The sequence below is a fragment of the Bacteroides sp. AM32-11AC genome, from assembly GCF_003603515.1.
Classification (GTDB): Bacteria; Bacteroidota; Bacteroidia; order Bacteroidales; family Bacteroidaceae; genus Bacteroides; species Bacteroides uniformis.
In genome coordinates this window covers 121,408-145,140 of record NZ_QTNH01000006.1, presented here as the reverse complement: position 1 = coordinate 145,140, position 23,733 = coordinate 121,408, and the positions used below count along the sequence as shown (strand labels likewise).

The window sequence follows — 23,733 nt, the reverse complement described above, 5'->3', positions numbered from 1 at the left end:
GAACAAGTGGCAAAGTTAGTGCAAATCGAAGACAATACGAAAAAAACTTGTTTGTTTCTATTGTTGAGATGCAGCCTAACTTATCAAAAGTTAGTGATTATTTCCTTTTTTTCGGATAGGAAGACTTGCATTTCTTTTCCGGGAACACGAACGTCGTGTTATATTCCCCGTCAAAGGCGACTATGGCATCGAAGTTCTTGCCCTGCTTGCTCTTGAAGCCTTTGAGCGGCTTGGTGTGCCCGTCGGTGAGCAGGTCTTTGATTTCGTCGTCGGACAGGGTGCGTCCCGCTTTCTGCCGGAACACGGGCAGTCCGCACTCCGTGTTGTCGCAACGTACCACCTTGCCGTAGAACCGCATCCTGCCCGTGCCGCACTTGGGACACGCGCAGCCGGAATCACGGCTGCCGAAGAGCTTGTCGCACGAGAGCAGTTCGGAGGTGATTTCCCGTGTGTACGCCTCTATCTCCTTGCGGAAAGTGTCGGCGGGCAGTTCCCCGCGCTCGATACGTGCCAGTTCCTTTTCCCATTCGCCCGTCATGGCTACATCGGCGATGCGCATCGTCTTCACCACGGAATTGAGGGCGAGTCCCTTTTCGGTGGGAACAAGCGACTTCTTGCAGCGTTCCATGTAACCGCGCTTGAAAAGCGTTTCGATGATGGACGCTCGTGTGGCGGGAGTGCCGATGCCGCAGTCCTTCATCGCCTGCCGCAGCGCGTCGTCCTCAATTTCCTTGCCCGCTGTTTCCATTGCCGAGAGCAGGGTGGCTTCGGTATGCAGCGGCTTGGGTTTGGTCTTTCCTTCGGTGATGGAGGTGGCTTTCAGCGTGAGCGTGTCGCCATCCTGCCAGCCGGGGATGGTAGTTTCCTCCTTTTCCTCGCCATAGACGGCACGCCATCCGGCTTGCTTCACGACACTGCCTTTCACGGTGAACTCCACTCCGGCACATTCTGCCGTGACAGCAGTCACGTCCTTGACGCATTTTTCGGAGAATGCCTCTATCATTCGTCCGGCAATCATCTGATAAATGGTGCTGTCCTCTTTGGAGAGGAAGAGCGGTTTCTCTCCCGTGACGAGCAGGGCATGGTGGTCTGTTACCTTGCCGTCATCCACGCTACGGCGTGTCGGGATGGCTTTTGCCCGCACCTTGTCTTTCCATTCGGGCTGCGTGCCGATAAAGGCGAGTAGCTTGGGGATTTCAGCGAACACGTCTTCGGGGATGTAGCGGCTTCCCGTTCTCGGATAGGTTATCAACTTCTTCTCGTAGAGCTTCTGCGCGATTTCAAGCGTCTGTTCCGCCGTGAAGCCGTGCTTGGCGTTGGCTTCTTTTTGGAGCGTGGTCAGGTCGTACAGCAAGGGAGTTTCCTCCGTCTTCTCCTTACGCTCTGCTTTCGTTACCGTTGCGCTGCCTGCCGCCTTTACCTTATTATATAGCTCCGTTGCCGGTTCTTTCGACTTCCATTTCTCGGAGGATGAGAGTTTCACGACCTCGCCGTCGCAACCGTCTGTTGCGATATGGAGCTGCCAGAATGCTTCGGACGTAAAACGGCGGTTCTCCCAATAGCGTTCACACACCATCGCCAGCGTGGGTGTCTGCACACGCCCCACCGAATACGTGCCATGTCCGGCGGCTATGGATAACGCCTGAGTGCCGTTGATGCCCACGAGCCAGTCGGATTCGCTCCGCGCTTTGGCGGCGAGGTATAGGTTGTCGTACCTGCTGCCGTCTTCGAGGTTGCGCAGTCCCTCACGGATAGCCTTGTCGGTGAGCGAGCTGATCCACAGACGCACGAAAGGAGTGGTGCAACCCGTATAGTGGTAGAGGTAGCGGAAGATAAGCTCTCCCTCGCGTCCGGCATCGGTCGCCACGATGATTTGTTCGCTTGTGTCGAACAGTCTTTTGATGACTTTTATCTGCGACACCACGCCGCTGTCGGGCTTGTAACCTTTCTCCGTCCTGACCTGACGGGGGACGAGCGTGAATGTGTCGGGAATAATCGGGAGGTTGTCACGGACAAATCCGCGCACGCCGTAGCCGTCGGGCATGGCAAGCTGAACGAGGTGTCCGAATGCCCATGTCACGGCATAGCCGCCTCCTTCGAAATATCCTTCCTCTCTCTTTGTCGCGCCCACGATGCGGGCGATTTCACGTGCCACGGAGGGCTTTTCTGCAATGATTGTCTTCATGTTTTCTTGCTTTTTTGTTGATACTTTGGATTTTATTTTGGATTCAGTGGCGGACACGGGATTACATTTTCATGCCTTTGTTGTTCTTCTTTTTCGGCTTCTCCTGCTGCTGTTGCTGGCGGTCGTCCTTTGGGGCGGTCTGACCTTTCTGCAAAGGCTCTTTCAGGTTCTTTGTCGCCTCGTTGGTTTTGCCCTCGTTGTTCACCGCCACCTGTGTGCGGCTCTCGTTGGACGGGGCGACCTGCTGGGCGTTGTCGGGGTTCGTTTCGTAGCGGTACGGGCGGCCCTTCTCCGGGTTGAACTTGATATACATCGTGGCATGGAAGCCCTGCTTGTCGGTCACGTTCTCCAGTTTCACGGCTTTACCCGCCACGTAGTCGGCTTTCTGCTTGTCGGTGAAGTTCACGCCGCTCCATTTGCTGATGGGGCGGATGCTGCCGTCCTCGTTCATCCACGTGTTGCGGCGTTGCTCCTTCTTGGTCTGTGCGGCATTTTCCCCGCCTTGCGCCTGACTTTTCGAGGTGTCACCTTTGGCTTCCTGCGTCTGTGCGGTACGGGGCGACCTTCCGGTTCCCGGCACGAACTCCACGCCGCGCTGCTCCACGTTCACTTGAAGGGTGGTGACGAACTTCCTGCCGTCGTTGCGCTCGATGAGCTTGTCGCGCACGGGCAGTCCGGCGCGGAGCATGTCCTGCTCCTGTTTGGTGATTTCCGTCTTGCCGATGCGCTCCGGGATGCGCACCTTGTTTGCCGGAATGTCCGTGATTTCATTCGTCTTGCGGTCGATGCTGATGTAGGAGGGGATGATTTCGCCCGTTTCCCTGTCCACAATGTCCACGACCCTGCCGAGGTTGCCCGTTTCGCGCAGGTTCTTCCGGTCATCGTCGGAGAATTTGTGTTCCTTGTACTCATCTAACTTCTGCTCCTTGCGGATGAAGTGCGGCACGAGGCTGACATTTCCCTCGCCGTCCTTCTTGAAGGAGAGGCGGGCGTCCAGCTCGAATGATTCGCCGCCGAAGGTGGGCTTGACCTTTACCAAGTCGGACTTGCCGTAGTGGAGCATCTTCGTAAGGTCTCCGGACTTTTCAAGGTCGTCACGCTTCACGCCCCATCTGTCCTCCAGCTCCTGCCAGTTGATTTTGCTCTCGTTGATGGGTTGGTAGCCCTGTCTGCCCTGCGTCTGTTGCGGGCTTTCCTGCTGTTCTTTCTGTTGTTCCATGTTTTCCTGTTTTTGAGGTTCTTGTTTCTCTGTCTTTTGTGCCGCCATCTCTTCCTGCACCTGCTGTTGATAAGGGAAGGTGTCGATTTTGTGCGGTGCAAGGATTTGTTTGTTCTGGTACGGATGCTGAAGCAGGTCTTTCATCACGCCAAGCATGGAATCCACTTGGTCTGCCGCGATGCGGTAGAAACCGAAGCGGCTGGGTTCCTTGCACTGCCGGAAGAAGTTCTTGAAGAAGTTGTCCAGCACGTCGCCGTGTCGGTCGAATTGCAGGAAACTCTGCGCGTTCTCAGCTTTCGCAGGGGTACGCTTGGGTGTGTCGTCTGCATTCAGCCCGGCTACCACGCTGATCTCGCCCGTCTTCTCGTCACGGACTACCAGCACGTCCTTTTCGTCTTTTTTCTTTGCCATTTGAAAAATGTTTTAATGGGTTATTTATGAAAGAAATTATGGATACGAGCCTTGTAGAAGGCTATATCTTCTTTTTTGAAGTCCTTGATATGGTTGGAAAGGAATGTCAGCACATCCTCCTCGCTGTAATAGGTTTTCTTGCCCAGTGTCTTGTAGGGCAATGCGCCGACACTGCGGTAGCGTTGCAGTGTGCGCTTGCTTATCTGGAGCAGCATGCACAAATCCTGATTGTCGAAAAGGCGGATGCTTTCCGTGATAGTAGGCTGTTTCCCCTCAGCCTTCATCGCCAGCAGCAGTTCGTCCTGACGGTCGAGCCGTTCCATCAGCTTCTGCATCCAGCCCTCGAAGTTGTTTCGTGTGAGCAGTTCCATGACCTATGTCCTCCTTCCTTTTGGTTTGCCGCCAGTGCGCAGCGTGTGGTTGCGTTTCAATTCCTGCGGTGTCGCCGCGTCCTCGTTGACGGCACACGCTTCAAGCAGGCGGTCTATTTCCGACTGCCGGTAGCGGCATTTACCGCGAAGCACGACATAACCGATGCGTTGCTCGCTGCGCATACGCTGGAGGGTGCGGGTACTCACGTTAAGCAGGTGCGCCGCCTCGCGTGTGGTGAGCAACCTGTCGGGCGATGCCGCTTTCTTGTCGCCGGAGGCGGCACGGACGTGTGCCGCAATCTCCGCTATCTGTTCCGTCAATGACCGGAAGGCAGAACTTTCCATCGTTATCACTTTCATATTCAGTCCTTTATTTTTGTTTATTTTCATGAACATAGGCTGCGCCTCGGCATACCGTTCAAGCAAGTTTGACGCTCTACACTCGGCTTGCTCTATGTTTCTGCGACAAAATTCGGCAATAAACAAAAGGGGCTTTAACAACTCACTACGTGACTCACGTAAGATTTTTACGGAAGATGGCTCCGTAACCCGGTCAAACGGTGCAACAGGCAGCCTTTCAGCGGAAAACGGTACGTGTTAAGGGCTGCATCGTTACCTTTGCGGGCAAACCGATAATTGCATGAATATGGAAATAGTATCTATCGAGAAAAAGACTTTCGAGATGATGGTGGCGGCATTCGGCGCACTCTCGGAGAAGGTCGCCGCCCTAAGGCGCAAAAGCGACACGGGGCGCATGGAAAGATGGCTCACGGGCGAGGAGGTCTGCGGGCAGTTGAGAATAAGCCCGCGCACGTTGCAGACGCTGCGCGACAGGCGGCTTATCGGCTACTCGCAGATAAACCGCAGGTTCTATTACAAGCCGGAGGAGGTTAAGAGGTTGATACCGCTTATCGGCACGCTCTATTCGCACGGCAGATGATTTGATTTATTCACCCACTGAATCCGAAGTTATGATGAACGAGACCAACGATGTTTTTACGATGGAAGACGAGCCGATAGCCTCTGTGATGCAGGATATGCGCAAAGGCTCGAAATGGCTGTCTGTATTTCTGGAAAGTTACCGCCCTCCGCTGGACGGGGAACGTTACCTGACTGACGGTGAGGTGGCGGAACTGCTCCGTGTCAGCCGACGCACCTTGCAGGAATACCGCAACAACCGCGTGTTGTCCTTCATACTTTTGGGAGGGAAGGTGCTTTACCCGGAAACGGGGCTGCGCGAGGTGCTGGAAGCGAACTACCGCAAGCCGCTGGAGTGAGGCGGCCAACATGAAAAAGGAAACGGGCGACATTTTGTGGTGCTGCCCGTTTACTTTTTATATACTTGGGTGTTTTAATGACCTTAAAACCAGTTTTTTGATTGATCCAACCAATTTCTATCGTTAGAAATTCATATAGTTAATAAAAAGTTGTAACTTTGCATTTAACGCAATCTAAAAATTAATTGTAATGGCAATTTTAAACAACATTAAAAATGTACTATCAGAAAAAGGAGTTATGAGCAAATGGTTGGCAAAACAATTACAGAAAGATCCTGCAACAGTATCTAAATGGTGTAATAATCATTCTCAACCTGATTTGTACACATTTGTTCGTATTGCAAATTTGCTTGATGTTGATGTTCATGAACTTATTTGTCATACAAAAAAATAGTATCTAAAGGAATATAGATGTTTCACCATTTTTAAGCATGTAAATAAAGTGTATGAGCAATAAAATTTGGAATTTTGATATATTAGTTGATGATTGTTTTGTTAATTTTAATACAAAAAAGCAAGAAATAAATCCAGATCATAATGACAGGTTATTATCAGTTGCTAATGGCTTTGAAGATGGCAGTTGGAGATATCGTCAATTCAAAGAATTTGTTTTCAGTAATATTGCAGAAACAGCTTTGTCTGCACAAGAACGAGAGAAATTAATAGATAATGATTACGGTAGGCTTATTGAGGCTGCCAAACATTTACGACTTGTTGACAAAGAGCAGAATGGAAAGGGAAGTGAAATAGCGGAAATTATTCTATATGGCATAATGAAGAACCATTATAAAGCCTTATCTGCAATACCTAAAATTTTTTATAAACAGAATGATAATGATAATGCAAAGGGCTCTGATTCTGTACACATTGTAATTGACCCAAATGGAGGCTTTCAACTTTGGTTAGGAGAAGCTAAATTTTATAATTCTCTTGAGGATGCGCGATTATACGAACCAATAAATTCTGTTGAACAAATGTTGCGCAAACCTATTATGAAAAAGGAATGCGGAATAATGACCAATCTCAATGAACTTGATAAACAAATTGAAAACCAAACATTACTTAAAAAGATAAAAGAATGTTTCGATGAGAATACTTCCATTGACGAAATAAAACCCAAACTACATATACCTATTCTTTTATTACATGAATGCCAGATAACAGCAAGTACTACTGAAATGAGTGATGAGTATAAAAATAGTATTATTTCTTTTCATAGAGATCGTGCTCATTCGTTTTTTAAGAAGCAGATCAACAAGCTTAGTTCTGTTCATAAGTATTCGGAAATAAACTTTCATTTGATTCTTTTTCCTGTTCCTGATAAAACAAAAATAGTAAACTGGTTTATTTCACAAGCAAAAAATCTCAAAAATGATGCAGACGAATGATATATATAATACATGTTTAGATATAAGTAATGTTCTAAATGCTGGTGATATAAGTAATGCAAGATCCAAAGTAATTACATTACTTCATGAGATTAATGGTACTAACAATAATTCATATATGGAATTAGTCAACCATCTTATTCGTGAAGTGGGGCTTTTACCGTATATTGATACATATACTGCATCTTGGGAAGATCGGTTTGTATGTGAAGTTTTTAAAGTTAATATTGGAGAAAGAAAACCTTGTGTCTTACATACTGCTCAATCACAGGTATTAAAGAAGTTATTAGAAGGGAAAAGCGTTGCGGTGAGTGCTCCTACAAGTTTTGGTAAAAGTTTTGTTATTGATGCATTTATTGCGATTAAACAACCAATTAATGTTGTAATATTAGTACCTACGGTTGCTCTTGCAGATGAAACAAGAAGACGAATTTGCCGAAAATTCTCTCATCAATATAAAATAATTACAACAACAGATGTAGAACTTGCGGAGAAAAACATATTGGTATTTCCGCAAGAAAGAGCTTTTGCCTATATAGATAAACTTCCTTCAATTGATATTCTAATCGTTGATGAGTTTTATAAGGCAAGTACAAATTTTGATCTTGAAAGAAGCTCCACTTTACTCAGTTCAATGGTAGAACTCGGAAAGAAAGCTAAACAAAGATATTATCTTGCCCCAAATATCCATGAAATAGAAGAAAATGTATTCACTGAAGGGATGACATTTCTGCGTATGGATTTTAAGACCGTTGTAACGCATGCATGGCGGTTATATAAAAGCAGACCAAAGAATGAAGATAAACAGAGTTTTAAGACACGTAAACTTATTGAATTAATAAATACAGGTATAGGTAAAGCTTTGATATATACCGGCACATATAAGGGAATTGAAGAAGTAACAACAATTCTTAACAGAAATTTATATAATAAAGACTCTGAACTGCTTGCTAATTTTTCTGATTGGCTGGAATGCAATTATGGAGAAAAGTATATTCTTAAAGATTTAGTCAAACATGGTATTGGTATTCATAATGGTCAGCTACATCGTTCTCTTAGTCAAATTCAAATAAAACTATTTGAAGAACAGAATGGGTTAGATTATTTGGTATCGACCTCGTCTATAATTGAAGGAGTAAATACTCAAGCAGAGAGTGTCGTTTTATGGTCAAATAAGAACGGGGCTCATAAGATTGATTATTTTACCTTTCGCAACATCATTGGACGCGCAGGCAGAATGTTTCGTTATTTTGTAGGTCGTGTCTATATGCTTGAAGAGCCACCAAGTCAAGAAAATACTAAATTGAGATTAGAGTTTCCTGATGATGTAGTAAAAAAACTTGATGGAAATGACCCCGGTATAAAATTGAATAATGAACAATATGTAAAAATTCAACGATATCAAGATGAAATGATAGAACTTCTTGGAACGGATATTTGGCATAGAATTGAAAGAATACCACAAATCAGAAGTTGTAAACCATCAATGTTAAAGATAATTGCGGAAAAATTGAAAACTGATTCCAATTGGCCAACAAATTGCGATGCTTTACAAAACAATAATACATGGGAATGGAGGGATGCTTTAGGAGATATCATAGAAATTTTGGAATATCATCGAAAAGGACATTTACGGTATTATGCATGTGCATGTAGTAATGGATGGAAAATGACTATAAAAGAGCTATATAACACAGTAAAAGATTATGGTATTACATATGAGGATATATTTACATTTGAAAGATATGTATCCTTTAATCTCTCATCTATTATTGCGGTAATTAATATTATACGTCAAGAACTTTATCCTAATTCCTCAAATATCGCCAATTTTGTATATAAAGCATCAAATGCCTTTTTACCTAAAATTGTATTTCAACTTGAAGAATACGGATTACCGAGGATGATTAGTAAAAAGATACAAAATGCAGGTCTTATAAATCTTGAAGACGATTCTAAAGAGATTACAATCGTTATACAGGAATTTAACACGATAGGAATTGAATACCTTGAACAAAAAATACCTAATCTCCATTCATTTGACAAATATATATTAAAACATTTTATGAACGGAATTCGTTGCATAACGACAAATCAAAAGAATTAAATAATAGCCATATTATTACCTCTATATTTTTTGAGATATGATATGGCTATTTAGATAAGGATCCATATAGAAATTCTTTCGTATAATTTTCATTTGATATCTTCAACAGTACGCAGTTTTTCCGTTCTGTATAAACATCACGTATGTTTGCCGCTTCTCTTGTGAGAGAACCTTTCCTACCAGCCACATGCGGAACAGGTAGGTGTTGTAGGTGTTCAGCCGAAAAGCAATCAGAATAATGATTTCAGGCGCGTACACGTCCGCGTACAGCCCGTTTTCAAGCTGCATGTAGCGGCACACCTTGTAGTCGTTCAGCACGTCAGACTTGCGGACGGCTTTGATGACGGCGTTCACTGCCGGGACGGTCGTATGGAACAGTCCGGCTATTTCGGTGGCGGTCATCCACACATCGTTACCGGTTACGCTGACCGCCTTGTCCTCTATGATGATTATGTCACGTTTCATGGCTCCTCTTTTTTAGATGGTGCAACCTGCAAATTCCTCGACGTTGTTTAACCTTGCGGCAAGGTTTTCCATATCCTGATTGAGTTTTTCTTTGGTTATCTTCGCGTAAATCTGCGTCGTCTTTATGCTCTTGTGTCCAAGCATGGAGCTGACCGTTTCGATGGGTACGCCGTTGGAAAGGAAAACTGTCGTGGCTGCCGTGTGGCGGCTTTGATGCCACGTGATATGCTTGGTGATGCCGCAACGCTTGGCGACGGCACGGATACCGGCAAGGCACGTGTTATAATGCGGAACGGGGAATATCCTGCCGTTCTCGCATAGCCCACGGTATTTGCCGATTATGCGGTTGGCGATGTCAAGCAGGCGGATGTTGGACACCACGCCCGTTTTCTTGCGGTTGATGTTTATCCACTCGTGTTCGTCGAAATAGGTACGGATATTCTCTTCCGTGAGGTTGCGCATATCCGCGAACGACAATCCGGTGAACGCACAGAACAGGTAGAGGTCGCGGTACAGTTCCTGTTTGGCGTTTTTCAGTTTCCCCTCCATCAGCAGGCGTATTTCGTCTTTGGTCAGGAAACTGCGTGTCGTTTCCTCCTTCTTGATTTCATACTCGCGGAACGGGTCGCGTGTCAGCCACTCGTTGTTGATGGCTATGAACACCATTGTCCGTAGCGGGCAGACGTACAGCCACACGGTATTGGTGCAGCAGTGCTTGTCCGTGCGCAGGAACATCTCGAAGTCGGAGATGAAAGCGGGAGTAAGCTCTTTTAGGGCGATGTCCTTCACATGGTAGCGGATGTCGAGGAACTCTTGCAGGTGCTTGTAAACGACACGGTACTTTTCCAGTGTACCTTTTGCTTTCATGCCTGCTTCCACCTGTTTCTCATAGTTCTCGTTGTGCCGACGGAACACCTGCATCAGCGTGTGGTAGCGGTGTTCCAGTCCGAGAAAGGCGTTCTTTACCTTCTCCGCCGTGACGAAGTTGTCACGCTCCATGATTTCCTGATAGTGTCTGTTGATGCGCACCCGCATCTTGTCAAGCATACGGTTCGTTTCGAGTGCCGCCGCGCTTCTGCCCGTGACACGTCCCCCTTTGGTGTCCCACAGCTTCGGATCGACACTCAACTTGCAACTGAACTGCGTCTGGCTGCCGTCCACCGTGATGCGTCCCATGACGGGAACCGTCCCGTCCTTTTTCACTACCTGACGCTTGAGGTAGTAGATTACTGAAAATGTACTCTTCATCGTTCTTAATTTTTGGATTTCAAAATTAGTTGGTGAAGAGTCCGGTGTCGGTACGCAAAACGGGGAGGAACGGCGCAATCTTTTTTCCGTAACCGTATTTGTTACGTGAGTTGTGGGTAACTCACTATAACATAGTGTCTTGTTTCGCCATTCGTACCCGTTTGTCGCATTTTCGGACATGGTTACGAACAAGTAACGTTGCGGCGTCAAGATTTGGCTTCGGCAAGGATTGTAATGGCTTCACGAATTATCGCCACTTTAACTAAAACCCTTGTAACTCAATTCTATCACTATATCTTTCCGCATTTCACTTTTTTGTAGTAACTTTGCAACCTAATACTTAACACTTAATATCTTGTCATATGAGAATCCGAATTCTTCTGATGGGCTTGTTGTTGGCCGCTGTTGCCAATGCCCAGACTGTTTATCATGATGCTTCCACCTTCCCCCTTCTGGGCAAAGCAACAGAATCTACCCTTACCCGCTATGAGCGTCTGCCGGACTCTCTGCAGAACATCTCCCGCAAGCCATTGTGGGACTTAGGCCGCAACAGTGCCGGACTCGCCGTGCGCTTCCGTTCCAACTCTACAAGCATTTCCGCCAAATGGGAAGTAAGGAACAATATGAGTATGAACCACATGACACCGACCGGCATTAAAGGCCTCGACCTCTACTGCTTGCAAGACGGCAAGTGGATATTTGCCGGTAGCGGGCGTCCGCAGGGCAAAGTCAACAAGGCAACTATTGTAAGCAATATGTTGCCTGAGGAGCGTGAATATCTCTTGTACCTTTCTTTATATGACGGGGTTACTTCACTTTCTATCGGAGTGGATTCTCTTGCCGAGATTACTCAACCGGCAGTGGACTTGCCGCACCGCGAGAAACCGGTGGTGTTCTATGGTACCAGTATCTTGCAGGGTGGTTGTGCTTCTCGTCCGGGTATGGCACATACCAATATTCTGGAACGTTGGCTCAATCGCGAGTGTATCAATCTGGGCTTTAGTGGCAATGCCTTGCTCGATTTGGAGATTGCTGATGTCATAGCTGGCGTAGATGCTTCCATGTTTGTCCTTGACTTCGTACCCAATGCCACTGTAGAGCAGATGAAGGAGCGTGCTGACAAATTCTATACCATCATCCGCAGCAAGCATCCCGATACGCCTGTCCTTTTCGTGGAAGACCCTCTCTTTACCCACTCTCCTTTTGACACCAGGATTGCCAAGGAGGTAAAGGACAAGAATGAGACATTGAATGCCTTTTTCCGTTCTTTGAAGCAACGTGGAGAGAAAAACATCTATTTCCTTTCTTCCCGTGACATCATCGGCCACGACGGGGAGGCTACAGTAGACGGCATTCATTTTACCGATTTGGGCTTTATGAGGTATGCTGAGATACTTTACCCGATATTGGAGAAACACATGCGACCGTAATTAGGTATTACAACCGTTTGTCTGTTTGCTGCCTTGCCGATGCTGTAGGGCAACTATTTGTTTCCTTTAACAAAACAGTCTGTTTCCTATAAGGGAACAGACTGTTTCAATATGACGAACAAACTGTTTTTATATATTGGAACAAATTGTTCTGATACGCTGAAACAAAGTGTTCAAACGCATGTGAACACTTTGTTTCGTAGGCTTGGAACAATGTGTTACGCTTCTATACTCTTATGCTTCTTATACTCTTCAATCACATGTTTCCTGCTCTGCAATATCTGCCAGCGATATACCAGGCACGTGGTGATGAAGTAGAAACCCGTTTGTATCCATAGTGCCTGGTACTCGAAAGAGACTTCATTGAGTGTGGCTCCCATGCTGTTGATGCGTACGTAGCCGTTGATGCCGAAGGTAGAAGGGAAGATGTACGAGAAGTACTTCCAGAAAGTGGGCATGGCAGCTCCCGGCCATGAAATGCCGGAGAGGAACAGCAGCGGCACGGAGGTGAACACGAACAGCAGCATGCACGTTTCGCGGTTGCGGATGGCAATGGATGCTGTCATGGCAAAGAAAATACAAGCGGCCAGGTAGGGCAGGGTGAACAGAGTCAGGACACCGGGTATCGCTATTTGGTTGAGGCTGAAAAGCCATGGAACCACACACAGTATATATACCGATACCAGTGAATATACCATGAAGTAGCTCAGCCCTTTTCCCATCACAATGCGTAGTGTGCCGTTGTAGTGGCGGTTGATAGGCACCAGGTCGCGGAAGCGGTTCTGTTCGCGTGCCGTCCCGGCAGACAAGCCGATGCCGAGTAGCAGCGTTTGCTGGATAATCAATACCAATACTGCCGGAATCAGGAAAGCGGCAAATCCGTTGGTCGGATTATAGAGGGCGACATCCTCATACTCTATCGGGTAGGCGGTAATTTCGTCCTGGCGGTCGGTGGTATTGGCGCTTCGCTCCACTTTGATGTCTGCGTTCATGGCGAGCGACACGTTGGTGTTGGCGGTCAGCAAGGCTTTGTAATACAGCAGTCCGCTCATGTCGCAGAAGATGCTGACCTGCGTTTGCTTACCGCGTACAATGTCGTCGCTGAAGGTGGAGGGGATGTAGATAATACCGTATGCCCTGCGGTCCTTCAACATCAGTTTGGCTTCTTCCATATCAGCGCAGTAGCTCACGAGGCTCACTTCGGGACTGGAGTCCACTTTCCGCAGGTATTCGCGGCTCAACGAGGAGCGTGAGTCATCCACCACGACAGTGGGTACTTCGTGGATAGTTTCGTTGGTATAGATGAAAGCGTATATCAACGGATAGACCAACGGAACGAGCACGAAGAAGATGAGCACGCCCTGGTCGCGGAAGGTGGTGCCGAATTCCCGTTTCCATATATAGAACAAGTCATGAATGCCTTGTATCACTTTCTGTCTGAACGTCAGGTCTTTCATTAGGGCATGTATTTATAGTAAACCAACGCTCCTTTCAGCCTATGGGCTATAAGGAACGGGAGCATCATGAAAATAAGCAGCGCTACGTAGTTGACCCACGAGTAAATCATGGGGTATCCATTCAGTGCCTGGTCCACATAAATCAGGAAATAGTGGCGCAGGGGGAACAGATTTGCCAATGCCTGCAATACGGGGTGCATGCCCATGGCGGGGAATGACAATCCGCACATGGAGAAAGAGAGTACGCCCCATAGGGAAGCGAAACTGAGTCCCAGACGCAGGGTAGGCAGGGTTCCTATCATCAATATTCCCATGCCTTGCGATGCCAGCACCAGGCAAAGGGTGGCAAGCAGCATCGGCAGGATGCCGCTGTTGCAGGGAAAATGGAGGAAACCGTAGAGGTATACATTATATAATATTCCCATCAGGAAGAAGATGGCGGTATGCGGCAGCAGTTTGCCGGCAAGGGAAATCCAGATGGAGTTGTTGCCCATGCGCAGCCATTCGCGGGCGGTGCGGTCTTTTATCTCAACTCCGATGGAATAGACGGTCACCATGAAGATAAGCAGCATCAATACACCCGGTGCAAAGGTGTTGCACAGATATACGGAGTAGTTCAGCCACGGGTTATTGAGTGGATGCGTATCTATGACGATGGGCTGGAGGAAGGCCATCGCTTGCTCCTCGGTAGCGCCTTTGGCATAGAGGGCGGTGCGGGCGGCGGCCCCCGATGCCAGTTCGCTCATCATCTTCATATCTTTGAAGAGCAGTGAGCCGGCAATGAGTAGTGTGTTGTTGGTGTAGAACGAGAGTTTGGGCTGCCGTTGCGCCTGCGCCTTGGCGGAGGTGCCTTCGGGTATATAGAAGAAGCCGTAAATCTCTCCGCGCTGCATGGCGGTGCGGGCTTCGTTGATATTGGGATAGCGAGCCACGACGGCTGTCTGCTCAAAAGCGTCCAAGTTACGTATCAGCTGGCGTGAAGTGGCACTCATGTCCTGGTCTACCACACCTACGGGCATGTCCGTAGGAAGCCCGGAGTCCATCAGCGTGGTGAAGAATATGTAGCAGAACAACGGTGCTATCACCATACAGAACAGATAGAGCGGGCGGGAAACAAGACGGCGGCATTCGCGTCTTGCTACATTCCACAAAGCCGTATGTTTCTTATTTCTTTCCATCATCCTCTCCAATAACTCATAACTCCTTTACTTCTTCAATACAACACTCATTCCCGGACGCAGTCCTTCCACCTTCTCTTGCGGAGCGGCTTTTACTTCGAATGTTTTCAGGTCGAACTGGCCGGTAGTCTTGGTCGCTTTCCAGGCGGCATATGTGCCGAGGTCTTTCATATAGTACACTTTCAGGCGGATATTCTTATCGAGTGCAGGGATGAACGCCTCGAATTCGGTATTCATACCCAACCCTTGCAGCAAGTCCTCGCGTACATTGAAGGTTACCCACATATCGTCCAGAATGGCGATGTTCATAATGGGAGCACCCGTGCCCACGAGCTCGCCTACTTTTGGGAATATCTCGGATACCTCACCGGCAGTCTGTGCAATCAGGTAAGTTTCCTTGATGTACGATTCAACTTCGGCCACAGCTCCTTTGGCGCGTTCCACCAAGGCAGCGGCAGCGGCTTTGTCTTCGCGTTCCGCACCGTTCTTGGCCATATCATACTGGGCTTTGGCGGCTTTCTCTGTAGCCCGGGCTGCATTGCGTTGGGCGGTAACTTCGTCAAGCTTTTGTGTAGACATCACGCCTTGGTCGTGCAGGTTCTTCACACGCGTGTAGGATTTTTCGGCAATCTCCAGTCCGGCCAGTGCCTTTTGCCACATTTCATAGGCAGCTTGTATCTGTTCCCGACGGGCGCCTTTCAGAGCTTTTTCGTTCTGGGCTTGGGCTGCCGATTCGGCGGCGCGTGCTTGTTCCAGTTTGGCCTGCACGTCCGGAGCCTCCAAAATGGCAAGGGTGTCTCCGGCTTGTACGCTTTGTCCCTCTTTTACACGAAATTCCAGAATACGTCCCGGCACTTTGCTCGATACTCGATACTCCGTTACTTCTGCTTGTCCTTGCACAATTTCCGGCCCTTTACGCAACATGAAGAAACCTACAAGGGCAACGATGGCAATCACTCCCGTCAGCGTGAGGAATGCCAACAACATGTTACTGTTTTGTGATTTTGTATCCAACATATTATTTACTATTTGACTGTTTACTATTTACGATTGAAGAAACTATCAATTATCAATTGTCAATTCCCCCGTTGCCTTTCTCAGATAGATTTCCGTCAGTTTTACGTCAATCTGTGCGTCTATCTTTTCCGATTGGGCAGAAAGCCATGCGGTGTGCGCTTCGAGCACATTGCTGGCAGGTATAACGCCTTCCTCAAAGCCAAGTGTGGCGTATCTCAGGTTCTCGTTGGCTTTTTCCAGGTTCTTTTCGGCCATGGTCAGTTTCTTGGCAGCTTCGTTCACTTGGAAAGCCGACTGGTTGACCTGCAGCTCTATCTTTTCTTTGGCGTCATCCAACTGGTATTGGGCGATGCGTGCTTCCGATTTGGCTGCTTTTACTTTATAGATGCCTTCGCCCCAGTGCCAGATGGGTACCGACACCATGACACCCACATTCCACATCCCCTTGAACTTTTTCTCGAAACTGTTGAAGACGGAAGGGTTGGTTGCCATATAGCTGCCCATTAGTGCTATGGAAGGAAGATATTCCGAACGGGTGACATTTACTTTCTGCTTATAAATCTGCGTGGCAAGTTCCAGGCTACGTACTTCGGGACGGGTAGCATAAACATTGTTGATGTCGATGGCACCGTTTTCCGGAGTAGTGGGAGCCAGGTCTTCCTTCTGTTCGTCTGTGAGCATGACGGGAGTGGAAAGGTCGAGACCACACAATTGGCACAGCAGCATCCGGGCAAGGCTCAGGCCATCGGTTACTTTGGTCAGGGTCATTTCGGCCTCATTCACTTTTACTTTGATGGAGAGTCCGTCTGCTTTGGTGGCAACGCCTTCGGCAATCATTTTGTCAACGTCGCTGTCGAGCTTCTGCAGTAGTTTCAGATAACCTTCTGCCAGCTTCTTTTTATGGGCAAGGGACACTACCTGCCAATATGCCTGGTCTGTACTCAGGATTACTTCCTGCATACCGGTGTTGTGCTGCTGGCGGGCCAGCTCTTCGGCGTATTTGGTAATTTTGTTGTAGGCACGTATCTTGCCGCCCATATATAGGGGTTGGGTCAAGGTCAGTGCGCCCGCATACATGTTGCGGGTGTCTGTACGAAAGGCGTCAACCAAGGATTGGCCTGCACCGTCGAGGGCACCTACCAGGCTTTGTCCTAAAGCCGGCAATTGGCCTGCCAGTTCTGGATGAAGCTGTACGATGACTTGGGCAGCCTGCTGTAACGGTCCGCTGAGACTTGTACCCAATCCGGACAAGGCTCCTTTCTGAGCGTCGCTGAGGATGGACAACTCTTTTTGACTGCGCATATATCCGCCGCTGGCCGAAATGTTGGGAAGGTAATTAGTAAATGCCGCTTTCCTTTGATAGTGGGCAGCGTTGATTTTTTCCTGGCTTATCAGCAGTTCTTTGTTGTTGGAGATTGCCAATGCACGGCAACTATCCAAGCTTAATGCTTCCTGGGCCTTCATGGGGAAGGATAGGTATGCCAAACAGATGAAACAGAAGAACTTTTTCATTGGGCTATACATTAATTAAGGTGATGAATCTGTTGTTTATACAGCAACAATAATTGCATAAACAACGATGCAAATGTATAGGCTTTCAATGATATTGCAAAATAATTTAGATTTTTTTGTATTAATTCAAGCTGAATGATTGCGAACCGATAAGGGTACCGTCAGCAAAAATGTCTACGCGGTAGGTGCCTGCATAGAGGTATTCTTCTACATCCCAATATACGGTGACGGCTTGCTCTTCTCCGTTGTATTCTATATACTTCTTGATGGAATATACCAGTTCCCGGTTCTCGTATGGGAAGGTGTTCGAGGAACTTTTGGTCAGCACGTCATTGTCCGGTTTGGTGATGCGGATGTAGAGGGTACGTTCGCCGGTCTCTGCAGTGATGTTTTTCACGATGGAGAAGTTTATTTTGAACTTCACGATGTCTTTCACCTTCTTGGCAGTCTTGCCGCGTTTGTTTGTGGGCTGCACAGAGATGTTGGTGGCGTCCAGTTGGGCGGCAAGTGTCACGGTCTTGGTCAGGTTCTTCTTCTCTTCGGACAAGTTGCTGATTTGCCGGGAAGCGGCGTTGTACTTCTTGGTGACATCTGCTATGATTTCCTTCTGTTGGGCAGTCAGGCGGTTCAGCGAGTCAATCTGGTTGATATAGCCTATCATGACTTTGCGGAGAGAAGCCAGTTCCTTCTTCAGACGGCGTATCTCGGTGGCATTGCTGCTCTTCACGGTGCGGAGTTCTTCCAATAAACGTTGGGTCTTCAATTGTTCCTGCTCCAAGAGTACGGAGAGGGAGTCGTTGGAGACTGTCAACTTCAGTTCGTCATATTGTCTGGCGAAGTCTGTGTATTGATTTTCAAGGTCTTCTTTATCCAGATTGAATTCCATCACCAGTTCCTTGTTGGTTTGCTTTTCGGAAATCAGCAGAATGGTAACTCCTATTAATAATAAGATAAGGAGGCTGCCTGCCACGATGAGAAGTGTATTCTTCTTAACTGCCATTTTTGATAATGATTAATGGTTAAGTGATTAATGGTTGGTGGCTGATTATTCGTCCTACATTCATTAATCGTCCGCAAAATTAATCATTAATCATTAATCATCGTCCACTAATCATTGGCTAAATGTGTATTTAACTAAAATTATTACGGAAATATTTCTCTAATTACGAAGTTCGCTGTACTTTTGCGTCATCTTTAAAGAACACTTATAAACAAAAAACTTTAGAAATTATGTCAAAAGTAACCGTAGTAGGTGCAGGTAACGTAGGTGCTACATGCGCTAATGTGTTAGCCTTTAATGAAGTGGCTGACGAAGTGGTAATGCTGGACGTGAAAGAAGGCGTTTCAGAAGGTAAGGCAATGGATATGATGCAGACTGCTCAACTGCTGGGCTTCGACACCACTGTTGTAGGTTGTACCAACGATTATGAGAAGACTGCCAACTCCGACGTTGTAGTGATTACTTCCGGTATTCCCCGTAAACCGGGTATGACTCGTGAAGAATTGATCGGTGTTAATGCAGGTATCGTTAAGTCGGTTGCACAGAACATCTTGAAATATTCTCCGAATGCTATCCTTGTGGTTATCTCCAACCCGATGGATACCATGACTTATCTGTCATTGAAGTCTCTGGGCTTGCCGAAGAACCGTATCATCGGTATGGGTGGTGCTTTGGACAGCTCTCGTTTCAAATATTTCTTGTCTCAGGCTTTGGGCTGCAACGCCAACGAAGTGGAAGGCATGGTTATCGGTGGTCACGGTGATACTACCATGATTCCGTTGGCTCGTCTGGCTACTTACAAAGGACAGCCGGTAAGCACACTGCTGAGCGAAGAAAAACTGAACGAAGTGGTAGCTTCTACTATGGTAGGTGGTGCTACACTGACTAAGTTGCTGGGTACTTCTGCATGGTATGCTCCGGGTGCGGCAGGCGCTTATGTCGTTGAGTCTATCATCCACAACCAGAAGAAGATGATTCCTTGTTCAGTATATCTGGAAGGAGAATACGGTGAATCAGACATCTGTATCGGTGTTCCCGTAATCCTTGGCAAGAACGGTATCGAGAAAATCGTTGAACTGGAACTGACTGCTGACGAAAAAGCTAAATTTGCTGCCAGCGCTGCTGCCGTTCACAAGACAAATGCCGCTTTGAAGGAAGTAGGTGCTCTCTAATTGAGGGTAACTTAAAATGATAAGCAAACCTCACGGTCTTTTTCCGAAAGGAAAAGTCGTGAGGTTTTTTTTATTCTCCAAAAACAAGAATCATTATGAAAAAACTACTATTAGGTATTGCTGCCGTTTGCCTGGCTGGTTTTACTTTTGCGCAGGATGCTCCGCTGTGGATGCGTCATAGTGTCATCTCTCCCGATGGGACCACCATTGCTTTTACGTATAAAGGAGACATCTATACGGTGCCGGTTGCCGGTGGACGTGCCATGCAGATAACTACCAATCCCGCATATGATACGGCTCCGGTATGGAGTCCGGACAGTAAGCGGATTGCTTTTGCTTCGGACCGTATGGGAAGCCTGGACGTCTACATTGTGGCCAAAGACGGAGGCGAACCACGACGGCTGACTACCCACTCGGGAAGCGAAACGCCGCTTGCTTTTACAGATGCCGGACATGTCTTGTTCTCTGCGGGCATCATGCCGTCTGCCGAGGCTGTTGTCTTTCCCTCTAACGGGCAGTTCAATCAGGTCTATCGAGTATCAGTGGAGGGAGGGCGCCCGACGATGATTTCGTCCATGCCTATGGAGTGCATCTCCATCAATAAGGAGGGAGCGATGTTGTATCAAGATAAGAAAGGTTACGAGGACTACTGGCGTAAACATCACGTATCGCCCATTGCCCGTGACATCTGGATGTATACTCCGGGAAAAGAACCGCAGTACCGCCAGCTGACCACTTTCGGAGGAGAAGACCGTGAACCGGTTTGGGCTCCTGATGGAAAAACATTCTACTATCTGAGTGAGGAAAACGGCTCTTTCAATATCTACCGACGTACTCCCGGAGATGCGAAGGCCGTGCAGTTGACGCACTATACCAAAAATCCGGTACGCTATCTCAGTGCCGCTACGGACGGAAGGTTGTGCTATGGATTTGATGGTGAGATTTACACCCTGCTTCCCGGTGGAGAAGCGCAAAAGGTGAACATCAGCATTGTTTCCGACAGAAACGACAAGGATATTATCCGCCAGATTAAGAGTAGCGGTGCCACGGAAATGGCAGTGTCTCCGGATGGTAAGGAAGTGGCTTTCGTTTTGCGCGGCGATGTCTACGTCACTTCAGTGGAATATAAGACTACGAAGCAGATAACGAATACTCCTTGTCAGGAACGTACCGTAGACTTTGCCCCCGATGGGCGGACACTGGTTTATGCTTCCGAACGTGGCGGGCTTTGGCAACTTTACACTTCGACGATTGTGCGTAAGGATGAAAAGCTGTTTACCTATGCCACAGAGCTGAAGGAAGAACGCTTGACAAACTCGGATGCCGCTTCTTTCCAACCCCAATACAGCCCTGACGGTAAAGAGATTGCCTTTCTCGAAAACCGCAGCACCATCCGTGTCATCAATTTGAAGACAAAGGATGTGCGTACCGTTATGGATGGCAAGTATCAATACTCTTATTCGGACGGTGACCAGTGGTTTCAGTGGAGTCCGGACAGCAAATGGATTCTTTCGGACTATATCGGTGTAGGTGGATGGAACAACAAAGATGTTGTGCTGCTGAATGCCGATGGCAAGGGTGAAATGGTGAACCTGACCGAGAGCGGATACAACGATGGCAATGCCAAATGGGTATTGGGTGGAAAAGCCATGATTTGGACCAGTGACCGTGCGGGGTATCGCAGCCACGGCAGTTGGGGAGCCGAAGACGATACTTATATCATGTTCTTTGATGCTGAAGCATACGACCGTTTTTTGATGAATAAGGAAGAAACCGCTTTACTCGAGGAAGCGGAGAAGGCAGAGAAGGAAAAAGCCGGGAAGAAAGACGAAAAGGATGCCAAGAAGAAAAAAGGGGATGCCGACAAAGATAAGGAGAAAAAGGTAGAGCCGTTAAAGTTCGACCTCGCAAACCGCTTTGACCGTATTGTACGCCTGACCGTCAACTCCTCGCATATGGCAGATGCCATGCTTTCTGCTAAAGGGGATAAACTCTATTATCTTTCTGTTTTCGAGGATGGGTACGATCTTTGGGAACACAATCTGAAAGAGAATGTTACAAAAGTTCTTTTGAAGAAAGTAGGTGCAGGCGCTTTGCAGCCTGACAAGGAAGGGAAGAATATCTTCCTTTGTGCCCGCGACGGAATGAAGAAGATAGAGATTGAAGGCAGCAAGATTTCTCCAATTGAATTTGAGGCTTTCTTCGATTACCGCCCTTATGGTGAGCGTGAATATATCTTCGACCACATCTGGCAGCAGGTAAATGATAAGTTCTATGTGGCAGACTTGCAAGGTACGGACTGGAATGGATACAAAGAAACTTATAAGCGCTTCTTGCCGTATATCAACAATAACTACGATTTTGCGGAAATGCTGAGTGAGATGCTGGGTGAATTGAACGGTTCTCATACGGGAGCGCGTTATTATGCTTCGGGCGCAGCACTTCCTACGGCTGCTTTGGGAGTGTTCTATGATGAAGCTTATGCGGGCGATGGACTGAAGATTAAAGAAATTATAGCTCAGAGTCCATTGACGAAGAAAAAGACGGATGTCAAGCCGGGCTGTATTATCGAGAAAGTGGATGGTGTTGCCATTAAGGCTGGCGCTGATTATTTCCCGTTACTCGAAGGTAAGGCAGGCCGCAAGGTGATTCTCTCGGTCTATGATCCTGTTACCGGAAAGCGGTTTGAAGAAACCTTGAAGCCCATATCTTACGGTGCCCAGAATGAGCTGTTGTATAAGCGCTGGGTGGAAAACTGCCGCAAGAAGGTGGATGAATATTCCGGCGGACGCATTGCTTATATTCACATCAAAGGTATGGATAGTCCGAGCTTCCGTAAGATTTACTCCGATTTGTTGAGCGAAAGCAGTCGTAAGAAAGAGGCTGTTGTGGTGGATACCCGCCATAACGGAGGCGGGTGGCTGCACGAACAAGTAGCGACGTTACTTAGCGGCAAGGAGTATGAACGCTTTGTGCCGCGTGGCCAGTACATCGGCAGCGATCCTTTTGACAGATGGCTGAAACCTTCGTGTATGCTGGTTTGCGAGGATAATTACAGCAATGCCCACGGTACTCCTTTTGTGTACAAGACGTTGGGTATCGGTAAGCTGATAGGTGCTCCCGTGGCAGGAACCATGACTGCTGTCTGGTGGGAAAGCCAGATCGATCCAAGTATTGTATTCGGTATTCCGCAGGTAGGTTGCATGGATATGCAGGGCAACTATCTGGAGAACCGCACGTTGCAGCCTGATATCCTGGTCTATAATGAACCGGAAGCTGTTTTGAAGGGAGAAGATGCACAGCTGAAAGCGGCGGTGGACCACTTGCTGAAGAGGTTGCCGCAAAAGAAATAGATGGATTGGACTTTATAAACAAGAGGCTGAATTCAATCTTGAATTCAGCCTCTTGTTTATAAAGTCGATGGGGTGTCTTATTTATTTTACAGTTACTTCTGACAGTTTTAACCAACCAGAATTAGTGAAGGTTCCCTTGGCAGAGATATCCAGCCCCTTAACATTGCTTCCATTGCCTTTGGTTGTATCGACTAAAGCTACTGCCCAGGTATAGGTTCCTTTTTTTACCCCGTGAAGTTTGGGAGTGAACTCATAGGAAGTGGGATAGCCTTTTATCCAGACGGATAAATCAGTATTGTTGTCCAGATAAGAGTAGACTACTTGATTGTCTTGGTTCAATAATGCGAAAGCTACTTTATACTTTTGGTTCCATTGTGGTATATTGGTTGGGCAATATCCCCAGCCTAAGTTGTTCCAGCGATGTACTATCTTTATTCTTGAACCACTCTTCATTTCTTTGGGAACTACAATGGAATCGGGATATAAACGATAACCTCCTTCGGAGATGAAACGCTCAACCAAAGGATAGGCATCACGGAACCAACTCATGGTTTCGTCTCCTACACGGAAATCCATCATGTTGACATGAGCTTCCTGACCGTCTTCAAATTCTCCGATACGCACATCTTTGGCTGTTTTGTAACCGCTCGGGTCATTGTGATAAGGGTGCTTGCTCACAATCCATCCACCTTCCAGTAGAACCGGGCGTTTCATAATCCAAGGTTTCACATAGTTTCGCTCCCACTGGCCGTAATACTCTCTCATTCCGAAAGCATCATGACGTAAGGAAAAGCCTTTCTCGCAAGCGCTGTCCAACAAGCGTTTACTATCGGGATCAAAATTCTCCTCACCTGCCCAGTCTTTGCCTGCACCCATCCAACGATGGTAGTTGATAACTAAAGGTACTTTGGTGAAGTGTTTGACGTAGAGGTCTGTAATCCAA

Annotated in this window: 19 protein-coding genes; 8 read left to right on the top strand and 11 right to left on the bottom strand. The window is 47.4% G+C overall.

Annotated features, from left to right (window positions below; translation table 11 throughout):
• Window positions 1-97: 97 nt before the first annotated feature.
• From topB to DW800_RS08165, 4 genes are all read right to left on the bottom strand, one after another.
• Window positions 98-2,185, bottom strand: coding sequence for a type IA DNA topoisomerase (topB, locus tag DW800_RS08180; protein WP_002561001.1), 2,088 nt, complete (start codon window positions 2,183-2,185; stop codon window positions 98-100).
• 61 nt (window positions 2,186-2,246) lie between these two features.
• Window positions 2,247-3,815, bottom strand: a complete 1,569-nt coding sequence (locus DW800_RS08175; protein ID WP_002561002.1) for a DUF3945 domain-containing protein — start codon at window positions 3,813-3,815, stop codon at window positions 2,247-2,249.
• Window positions 3,816-3,835: 20 nt separating this feature from the next.
• The gene (locus DW800_RS08170) at window positions 3,836-4,186 is read right to left on the bottom strand and encodes a helix-turn-helix domain-containing protein (protein WP_004291454.1); all 351 of its coding nucleotides are present in this window, start codon (window positions 4,184-4,186) and stop codon (window positions 3,836-3,838) included.
• 3 nt (window positions 4,187-4,189) lie between these two features.
• On the bottom strand, window positions 4,190-4,546 hold the full coding sequence (locus DW800_RS08165) for a helix-turn-helix domain-containing protein (protein ID WP_002561004.1): 357 nt from the start codon (window positions 4,544-4,546) through the stop codon (window positions 4,190-4,192).
• A 280-nt stretch (window positions 4,547-4,826) separates the two neighbouring features.
• On the opposite strand from DW800_RS08165, the gene DW800_RS08155 reads away from it, so the two are divergent.
• The 5 genes from DW800_RS08155 to DW800_RS08135 all read left to right on the top strand — a co-directional run bounded on the left by DW800_RS08155 (window position 4,827) and on the right by DW800_RS08135 (window position 8,958).
• Complete coding sequence (locus tag DW800_RS08155; protein ID WP_019131010.1) at window positions 4,827-5,126, top strand: helix-turn-helix domain-containing protein; 300 nt, start codon at window positions 4,827-4,829, stop codon at window positions 5,124-5,126.
• A gap of 31 nt (window positions 5,127-5,157) precedes the next feature.
• The gene (locus DW800_RS08150) at window positions 5,158-5,463 is read left to right on the top strand and encodes a helix-turn-helix domain-containing protein (protein ID WP_002561005.1); all 306 of its coding nucleotides are present in this window, start codon (window positions 5,158-5,160) and stop codon (window positions 5,461-5,463) included.
• A gap of 190 nt (window positions 5,464-5,653) precedes the next feature.
• The gene (locus tag DW800_RS08145; RefSeq protein ID WP_002561006.1) at window positions 5,654-5,857 is read left to right on the top strand and encodes a helix-turn-helix transcriptional regulator; all 204 of its coding nucleotides are present in this window, start codon (window positions 5,654-5,656) and stop codon (window positions 5,855-5,857) included.
• 52 nt (window positions 5,858-5,909) lie between these two features.
• Window positions 5,910-6,851, top strand: a complete 942-nt coding sequence (locus tag DW800_RS08140; protein WP_002561007.1) for a DUF1837 domain-containing protein — start codon at window positions 5,910-5,912, stop codon at window positions 6,849-6,851.
• Window positions 6,835-8,958: a DEAD/DEAH box helicase gene (locus DW800_RS08135; protein WP_004355287.1), complete on the top strand. Its 2,124-nt coding sequence runs from the start codon at window positions 6,835-6,837 to the stop codon at window positions 8,956-8,958. The genes DW800_RS08140 and DW800_RS08135 overlap by 17 nt, the downstream gene beginning before the upstream one ends.
• A gap of 102 nt (window positions 8,959-9,060) precedes the next feature.
• Here DW800_RS08135 and DW800_RS08130 read toward each other — a convergent pair whose 3' ends face one another.
• Window positions 9,061-9,423, bottom strand: coding sequence for a hypothetical protein (locus DW800_RS08130; protein WP_002561010.1), 363 nt, complete (start codon window positions 9,421-9,423; stop codon window positions 9,061-9,063).
• 12 nt (window positions 9,424-9,435) lie between these two features.
• Window positions 9,436-10,671, bottom strand: a complete 1,236-nt coding sequence (locus DW800_RS08125) for a site-specific integrase (RefSeq protein WP_002561011.1) — start codon at window positions 10,669-10,671, stop codon at window positions 9,436-9,438.
• Between the two features lie 362 nt (window positions 10,672-11,033).
• On the opposite strand from DW800_RS08125, the gene DW800_RS08120 reads away from it, so the two are divergent.
• Window positions 11,034-12,101 carry an SGNH/GDSL hydrolase family protein gene (locus DW800_RS08120; RefSeq protein ID WP_117703922.1) on the top strand — a complete coding sequence of 356 codons (1,068 nt, stop codon included), beginning with the start codon at window positions 11,034-11,036 and terminating at the stop codon, window positions 12,099-12,101.
• 218 nt (window positions 12,102-12,319) lie between these two features.
• Here the strand turns inward: DW800_RS08120 and DW800_RS08115 are convergent, their stop codons facing one another.
• The 5 genes from DW800_RS08115 to DW800_RS08095 form a co-directional block, all read right to left on the bottom strand.
• Window positions 12,320-13,558, bottom strand: a complete 1,239-nt coding sequence (locus tag DW800_RS08115) for an ABC transporter permease (RefSeq protein ID WP_117703923.1) — start codon at window positions 13,556-13,558, stop codon at window positions 12,320-12,322.
• On the bottom strand, window positions 13,558-14,736 hold the full coding sequence (locus tag DW800_RS08110) for an ABC transporter permease (protein WP_057281719.1): 1,179 nt from the start codon (window positions 14,734-14,736) through the stop codon (window positions 13,558-13,560). Before DW800_RS08110 ends, DW800_RS08115 begins: the two co-directional genes overlap by 1 nt.
• A gap of 27 nt (window positions 14,737-14,763) precedes the next feature.
• The gene (locus tag DW800_RS08105; protein WP_035450104.1) at window positions 14,764-15,753 is read right to left on the bottom strand and encodes an HlyD family secretion protein; all 990 of its coding nucleotides are present in this window, start codon (window positions 15,751-15,753) and stop codon (window positions 14,764-14,766) included.
• 45 nt (window positions 15,754-15,798) lie between these two features.
• A complete protein-coding gene (locus DW800_RS08100) occupies window positions 15,799-17,265 on the bottom strand; it encodes a TolC family protein (protein ID WP_117703932.1) in 1,467 nt (488 codons plus the stop codon).
• 121 nt (window positions 17,266-17,386) lie between these two features.
• Window positions 17,387-18,265, bottom strand: coding sequence for a hypothetical protein (locus tag DW800_RS08095; protein ID WP_005829777.1), 879 nt, complete (start codon window positions 18,263-18,265; stop codon window positions 17,387-17,389).
• A gap of 230 nt (window positions 18,266-18,495) precedes the next feature.
• Between DW800_RS08095 and mdh the strand changes: the two genes are divergently transcribed.
• Entirely contained in the window at window positions 18,496-19,437 is a 942-nt protein-coding gene (gene mdh, locus DW800_RS08090) for a malate dehydrogenase (protein ID WP_005829779.1), read from the top strand.
• A 95-nt stretch (window positions 19,438-19,532) separates the two neighbouring features.
• Window positions 19,533-22,790, top strand: coding sequence for a S41 family peptidase (locus tag DW800_RS08085; RefSeq protein ID WP_057087132.1), 3,258 nt, complete (start codon window positions 19,533-19,535; stop codon window positions 22,788-22,790).
• The last annotated feature ends 943 nt before the right edge of the window (window positions 22,791-23,733 follow it).